At 72.1% G+C, this 7,413-nt stretch carries 4 protein-coding genes; all 4 read left to right on the forward strand.

Features of this window, described 5'->3' with window-relative positions:
• Positions 1-402 precede the first annotated feature (402 nt).
• Positions 403-1,611 (forward strand): exopolysaccharide biosynthesis polyprenyl glycosylphosphotransferase, encoded by a 1,209-nt coding sequence (locus GXW78_RS28315; RefSeq protein WP_211869722.1) that lies wholly within the window; start codon positions 403-405, stop codon positions 1,609-1,611.
• 430 nt (positions 1,612-2,041) lie between these two features.
• Entirely contained in the window at positions 2,042-4,060 is a 2,019-nt protein-coding gene (gene prsK, locus GXW78_RS15435) for an XrtA/PEP-CTERM system histidine kinase PrsK (protein WP_211869723.1), read from the forward strand.
• Complete coding sequence (prsR, locus tag GXW78_RS15440; RefSeq protein ID WP_211869724.1) at positions 4,057-5,445, forward strand: PEP-CTERM-box response regulator transcription factor; 1,389 nt, start codon at positions 4,057-4,059, stop codon at positions 5,443-5,445. The genes prsK and prsR overlap by 4 nt, the downstream gene beginning before the upstream one ends.
• 13 nt (positions 5,446-5,458) lie before the next feature.
• The coding region (locus GXW78_RS28320) for a tetratricopeptide repeat protein (protein WP_211869725.1) at positions 5,459-7,413 on the forward strand (1,955 nt) is incomplete at its 3' end.

Consider the following 7,413-nt stretch of genomic DNA (forward strand, 5'->3'; position numbering starts at 1 on the left):
CGGGGTGATCTGTGACCCAGATCGCTGCGTCGCATGATGTTTCTTAGCCGGATCGTATGGCGGCGATCGATAGAAAATCAACAACGACGATGGCCAGATAGTGAGAAAGGGATCAAATTCGGCGGTACAATTATTAGTTGTTGCCTGATCAACCATTCGGCGAGCACCGACCGAATACGCGTCATGAGGGAATGCCAGCTCGGTGATCTACTTAAAGTAGTGAGTAATGGCATGGAAATTTTTGGTTGCTTAGTGATCGGCTTTATCTTCATTCTGAAGCGGTTTCGTTGGTGTGATGAAAATAAGGCCGTCGCATCAATTTTGTTTCGTTCCGTGCATGGGGGCCCTGGGGTCGTCGCCGCTTCGCGCTGCGACGGCGAGAGCAGTTGCAGGAGAGCGTTCATGGCCGAACGGACTGGCTCCATGGGGGGCGTTGCGCGCTTTTTGTGGGTGGCTGCCGAAGCCGGGGCAGGGCTGCTATCGCTGTTGACTGCATCGGGCCTGGCCCCGGCGATCCGCTTCGGCATGCAGGCGGACCTATGGGTGGGCGCCTGCATGGGCACGGTGCATCTGCTGGTGACATCCCGCACACCGGGCTTGCGCGATACCGGGTGGCAGCGGCAGGTCGTCGGCGTGCTGCTGGCCGGCGCCGTGCTGCTCGCTGCCTCCTGGTTCGGTCGCGGGGCGATCGATGCGCGGTCGCTGGGCACAGCGCTGTCTGCCTTCGTGGTGTTCCGCGTCGCCGCCGGCGTCGCCGGGCTCGTCCTCGCCACGCTGGCCGATCTCCAGGCAGGGCCTGCGCTACCGCTTCCGCGGCCTGCCACCGGCTTCATTCAGCACTTCGCCGTCGCCGACACGCCGCGGCGCGAGGCCATCATGGCGATGAGCGGGCAGACGATCCGTCGCGGCGAGGTTCCCGCCATCGGTAGCGGCCCCGGTGGGCCGGGCCTGCAGAACTGGCTCGACATGGACAGTTTGCCGGCCGACTGGCTCGACGGCAGCGGTGCGCTCGGTGAGACACGATCGGCCGCCGTCGTCCGGCGCAGCTTCGACATCCTGGCTTCCGGTGGTCTGTTCCTTCTCACGCTGCCGTTGCTGCTGTTGACGGCGCTGGCGATCCGGCTCGAGAGCCGCGGGCCGGTGCTCTACCGGCAGGAACGCGTCGGCCTGAACGGCCGCGTCTTCACGCTATTCAAGTTCCGCAGCATGACGGTCGACGCCGAGGCCGGCGGCACCGCTATATGGGCGGTGCCGCAGGATCCGCGCGTGACGCGCGTCGGCCGTTTCATCCGCCTGACGCGCATCGACGAGATCCCGCAGGTGCTGAACGTGCTGCGCGGCGACATGGCTTTCATCGGCCCGCGCCCCGAACGGCCGGTCTTCGTCGCGCAGCTCGAACGCGCCATTCCGCGCTACGCCGACCGTGCCACGGTACGACCCGGCATCACCGGCTGGGCGCAGGTCCGCTATCGCTACGGCGCTTCGGTCGAGGATGCGCGGATGAAGCTCGGCTACGACCTCTACTACATCCGCCACCGCAGCCTCGCGCTCGATCTGCGCATCCTCGCCGCCACGGTCCGCGTGGTGTTGCTGCAGGAGGGATCCCGGTGAGACGCGGCCCGACGCCGGCAGCGGCCCGCGCCGCCACCCGGCCAAGCGTGCCGGATACCGCCGTGGTTGCGGGCTGCATTCGTGCGAAGGTTGGATCGGAGACGGGCTCTGCGCCTCTCCGAACCTCACCTCACCAGGCCACCGATGGCATGGACCGCCGCGATTTGGCGCCGGCCGCGAAGGCCAATTCTGCCGATCTCAAAACCCTTCCGTGCGCACAGCCGTATGACGGCGACGTTCCGACCCTGCGAGCTCTGCGCCACATCAACGTTTGCAAAGGCCCTTCGGCCTTTGCCGGGGAAGGGTTCGGGAAGGGGCAGAGCCCCTTCCTGATCCGGCCGCTGCGCCCAATCCTCGCGCATATTGGTGCGGGCTGGTGCGGGCACCGGCGCACATCCGCACGGCTCCCGGTGCTCCGTCGGCGCGTGCCATGGAGGTGACGGCACCGCCGCTGCTCCATGCCGGCGCCATGGTGGTGGCCTTTGCCTGCGCCGCCCTGATCCTGCTGACCGGGCGGGGCCGGCACGCGCTGTTGCCGGCGCTCGTCGCCGGCGTGGTCGGGCTCTGGTCGCTCGGGCGCGTCTTCGCCGTGCCGGCCCATCCGACCGGACTGCCGCTGCTGCTCGACCTGACGCGCGATCTCGTCTGCATTGCCCTGCTGCTCGCGCTCACCCTGCGCTTCCGTGGCAGCAGGGCGCGCCGGCAGGTGCAGGCTTTCGCGGCCGGGGGTGGTCTCCTGGCCGGGCTCGCCCTGCTCTTGGCCGCAGCCGCGCCGCAGGTCGGCAGCGACCTTCTCGCCCGGCTCGGCCTCACCCTCATCGTCCTGCTCGCCGCCGAGAACCTGTACCGCAACGTGCGGGAACCGCTGCGCTGGCATGTTGTCCTGCCCGCCATCGCCATCGGCGGCATCGCCGCCTTCGACCTGCTGGTGCATGCGGAGGCAGCCTTGTCCGGCAGCCTTTCGGGCGACGGTGATGCGGCCCGCTCGGCAATCGCCGCGCTCGCGATGCCGCTGCTGCTGCTCGGCGTGCTGCGCGATCGGCGCCTCGGGCGTGATGCGCCTGTCTCCCGCGATGCCGTCTTCCACGGCGCGACGCTCATCGTCGCCGGCGCTTTGCTCACCGTGGTGGGCGTGGCGGGGGAGGCATTGCGCCACCTCGGGCCCGCCTGGGCGCCGGTGTTGCGGACGGTACTGCTCGGCGCGGCGGGCATTGGCCTCGTGCTGGCGCTGGCCACCGCCTCGTTCCGGTCCCGCCTGCGCAGCCTGGTGGTCGATCACTTCCAGCGCCTCCGCTTCGACTACCGGCGCGAGTGGCAGCGCTGCGCCGGCACGCTCTCGACCCCCGACAACGAGATGCCGGCGGGCCTGCGCGCCATCCGCGCCATCGCGGACGCCGTGGATGCTCCGGCCGGCGTGCTGCTGCTGCGCGGGCAGGGTTCGGTCGCCCTGGAATGGGCGCGGTCGTGGAACCGGCCGGCCTGTACCCTCGATGGGGATTTCGCGCGCGACTTCGGCATCAGCGTCGCCGCGCGGCCGCAGGTCGCGGTGCTCGACCCCGTCACACCGGCGGGGTTGCGCAACGCCTTCGGGCCGTTGTGGCTCGTCGTGCCCTTGCTGCACGACCGGCTGGGCCTGACCGGCGCGGTACTGCTGGCTTCGCCGCGCGCGCCCTTCCTGCTGGATCGCGAGGCCTTCGACCTGCTGCGCACCCTGGCGCGGGAGGTCGCGATGTTCCTCGCCGAGCACGCCGCGGCCGAGCGGCTCGCCGAACAGCGCCGCGTGCAGGGCTATGCGCGGCAATTCGCCTTCGTCGCGCATGACGTGAAGGCGGTGGCGAGCCAGCTCTCGATGCTGCTCGCCAATGCCGAGGAGAACATCGCCAACGCGGAGTTCCAGCGCGACATGCTGGTGACGGTGCGCGCCTCGGCCGACCGCATCCGCGGCCTGATCACGCGGCTGTCAGCGCCGGAGGACGCGGCGCCGGCAACGCCGACTGCGGCCGATGCGCCGGCGCGGCTGCGTGCCCTGGCAGCATCGCGCCGCCATCCGGTGCGCATCGAGCAGGAGGGTGTCGCCGCCCCGGTGGCCATGACGCCGGATGCCTTCGACAGCGCCCTCGGCCATCTGCTGGACAACGCGATCGACGCCTCGGTGCCCGACCAGCCGGTGCGCATCCGCCTGCGCTGGCAGCAGCATCGCGTGGCGATCGACGTCACCGACCGCGGGACCGGCATGAGCCCGGAATTCATCCGCGACGAGCTGTTCCGTCCGCTCGGCACGACCAAGCAGGACGGTAGCGGCATCGGCACCTGGCAGGCGCGGGAACTGCTGCGCGAGGCGGGTGGCGACCTGACGGTGCTGAGCAGGCCAGGCGTCGGCACGACGATGCGCCTGACGCTCGCGACGACCGCGCGGGCCGAAGCCGCTGTGCTGGAGGACCGCGCATGAGCAAGCCGAAGCTGCTGGTCATCGAGGATGACCCGGGCCTCTGTGCCCAGTACCGCTGGGCCTTCCCGTCCTGCCGCGTCACCGTCGCCGGCGACCGCCAGACGGCCGAGCGCGCCATCCAGCGGGAGCGGCCGGACGCCGTGCTGCTCGATCTCGGCCTGCCACCCGATCCGGAGGGCGTCGAGGAGGGGCTCGCGATCCTGCAACGTCTCCGCCACGCCCATCCGTCGATGCCGATCGTCGTCGTCACCGGCCGGGGCGAGCACGCCCATGCGCTGCGCGCCATCGCCCTGGGCGCCAACGATTTCTGTGAGAAGCCGGTCGAGATCGAGGTGCTGCGCACGGTCGTCGACCGCGCGCTGCGCGTCGCCGCGCTGGCGGAGGAGAATGCACGCCTCGCCACCCGGGCCGGCGACAGCCCTATCCCGGGCATGCTCACCGCCGATCCGGCGATGCTCTCGCTCTGCCGCACCGCGCAGCGGCTGGCGGGTGTTCCGGTGCCGGTGCTGCTTCTGGGCGAGAGTGGTACGGGCAAGGAACTCCTGGCCCGCGCGCTGCACACGCATGGCCCGCGCGCCGCGGCCCCCTTCATCGCGATCAATTGCGCCGCCATTCCCGAGACGCTGCTGGAAAGCGAGCTGTTCGGCCACGAACGCGGCGCCTTCACCGGCGCGGTGAAGCAGACCCAGGGTCGCATCGAACAGGCACAGGGCGGCACGCTGTTCCTCGACGAGATCGGCGAGATGCCTTTCGCCCTGCAGGCGAAGCTGCTGCGCTTCCTGCAGGACCGCCAGGTGCTGCGCATTGGCGGGCGCCAGCCCATCGCCGTCGATGTGCGCGTCGTCTCCGCGACCAACCAGCCGCTGGAGGCGCAGGCGGAGCAGGGCGTCTTCCGCTCCGACCTGCTGCATCGTCTGAACGCGCTGACGCTGCGCATTCCACCGCTGCGGGAGCGCGGCGGCGACGTGCTGCTGCTCGCGCGGCGCTTCCTCGCCCAGCATGGCCGCGACTACGCCCGCCCGCTGCGCGGCTTCGCGCAGGACGCGCTGGATGCCATGTCCACGCATGCCTGGCCGGGCAATGTGCGCGAGCTGGAGAACCGCATCCGCCGCGCCGCATTGCTGGCGGAAGGCCCGCTGGTCGGTGCCGCCGATCTCGAACTCATCCAGGGGGAGCCAGCCGGGCCGCGCGCCCTGGACCTTCGCGTGGTCCGCCGCCGCGCCGAGCGCGACGCGATCGAGGACGCCATGGCGCAGGGCGGCAACGTGGCGCGCGCCGCGCGGCTGCTCGGCGTCAGCCGCCCGACGCTCTACGGCCTGCTCGACGCCCATGGCCTTTCCCCCCGCGGCGAGCCGGAGCGTCCGGACGTGGCACCCACCCCCTGACAGGAGGCGACGCATGGCCCGGCTTCTTGCTGCGGCGCTGCTGCTGCCGCTCCTCGCCACGCCGGCGCGGGCCTCGATCGAGGGCGGCCGGGCCGCCGAGGCCCGCGGGGCGCTGCGCGAGGCGATGATCCAGTACCGCGACGCGGTTCGCCGGGCGCCGGCCCAGGCGGCCGCGCGGGCGGCGCTCGCGCAGGCGAGCCTTGATCGCGGCGATGGCGACACCGCGGAACGGGAGGCGCGAGCCGCGCTCGACCATGGCTACGATCCGGTCGTGGCGACGGCGATGCTTGCGCGTGCCTATCTGCTGCAGGGGCGGGGAAGCGACCTGTTGCGCGACATGCCGGTTCCGGCCGGACCGCCCGCCCTGGCCGCCGAGGTGGCGGCCGCCCGCATCCACGCATTGCTCGGTCTGGGGAGCACGGAGGAGGCGGCGACTGCGGCGGCCGAGGCGCTGCGTGCGAACCCTGCCACCGTATCCGTGCTGCTCGCCGCCGCGGCCGTGGCCCTGGCGCGTGGCGACCGCGATGCCGCCGAGGCGCGCACCGATGAGGCGCTGGCCATCGCTCCGACCTCCCTCGACGCTCTGCTGCGCAAGGGCAGCATGATGCTTCTGCGCGGCGACGCCGTCGGCGCCGAGGCGACCTTCCTGCGCGCCATCGCGGCCGAGCCCGGGTCGGTCGAGGCACGGCTGCGGCGGGCGGAGGCACTGATCCGCCTCGATCGCCCCGGCGGCGCGCGGCAGGAGGTCGAGCTTGTCCTGCGCGAAGTATCCGGGAGCGCAGCCGCGCTGTACCTGCGTGCGGTCATTCTGATCGGCGAGGAGGACTGGCGCGGTGCCGAGGACATGCTCCAGCGCATGGGCCCGGCACTGGACACCTTCCCCGACGGGTTGCTGCTGCTCGCCGCGACGAAGCGCGCGCTGGGCCAGACGGCGCAGGCAGAGGAGGCGGCGCGTCGCTACCTCTCGCAGCGGCCGGGGGATCCGCGCGGCGTCGCCGTGCTCGCTTCGATCCTGGTCGGCGAGGGTCGCGCGGCCGAAGCGACGGCGGTGCTGGAGCGCGTGGTCGCGCGCGGTGACGCCGATGCCGCGGCCCTTGAGATGCTGGCACGGCACTACGCCCTGGCCGGCCGGCAGGATGATGCGGTCGCGATGCTGGAACAGGCGGCGCGGGCGGCGCCGCAGGATGCCGCCATCCGCACGCGGCTGGCCGCCGCCCGGCTTGCGCGCGGCGATGCGCAGGGCCCGGACCAGGCGGCCGAGGCCGCGCTGCGCCTCGCCCCCGTCCAGCCCGCGGCGCAGGATCTGCTGGCGGGCGCGGCACTGGCGCGCGGCGATGTCGCCGCTGCAGAAGCCGCTCTCGCGGCCGCCGACGGTCCGCGCAGCGAGGCCCGCGCCGTGCTCGAGGGCACGATCCGCCTGATCCGGCTCGACCTGCGCGGCGCCAGGCGGGAATTCGAGACGCTGATCCGCGCCAACGCCGACACCATCGCCGGCCGGCTCGGCCTCGCCCGCGTCGCCGCCATCCAGGGCGCGCAGGCCGAGGTGCTGGGCCTGCTCGGCGAGGTGCTGCGCCGCCAGCCGGACAACCTACCGGCGCTGCGGCAGCTCACCCGCATGGCTTCGGCGCCGGACGGCGCGCCGGCGCTTGCCCGGCTGGAGGTCGCCCTCGCCGAGGCGCCCGGCGAGGCCGCCCTCGGCATGGCGCTGGCCGAGGCACTAATCCGCAGCGGCCAGCCGGGCCGTGCGGTTGCGGTGCTGGAGGCGCCGGCGCTGGCAGCGCGGCTGCCGGCTTCCCGCCGTCTGGCGGCGCTGACGGAGGCGCACGCGGCGGCGCAGTCGCACCGCGCCATCGCGGTCGATGAGGTCGTCAGTCTCACTCGCCATCTGCCGCCGCTCCCTTCTTCACCTTCGCGCCAAGGGGACTTCCGCGATCACCCCGTGAGGCTCCGGCCGAAGCTGGTGGAACC

This window comes from Neoroseomonas terrae, from assembly GCF_018129025.1.
GTDB classification, from domain to species: Bacteria; Pseudomonadota; Alphaproteobacteria; order Acetobacterales; family Acetobacteraceae; genus Neoroseomonas; species Neoroseomonas terrae.

Excerpts from the sequence above, each read along its gene's own strand:
- prsR (WP_211869724.1), top strand. The coding sequence starts at position 4,057 with ATGAGCAAGCCGAAGCTGCTGGTCATCGAGGATGACCCGGGCCTCTGT.
- GXW78_RS28315 (WP_211869722.1), top strand. The coding sequence starts at position 403 with ATGGCCGAACGGACTGGCTCCATGGGGGGCGTTGCGCGCTTTTTGTGG.
- prsK (WP_211869723.1), top strand. The coding sequence starts at position 2,042 with ATGGAGGTGACGGCACCGCCGCTGCTCCATGCCGGCGCCATGGTGGTG.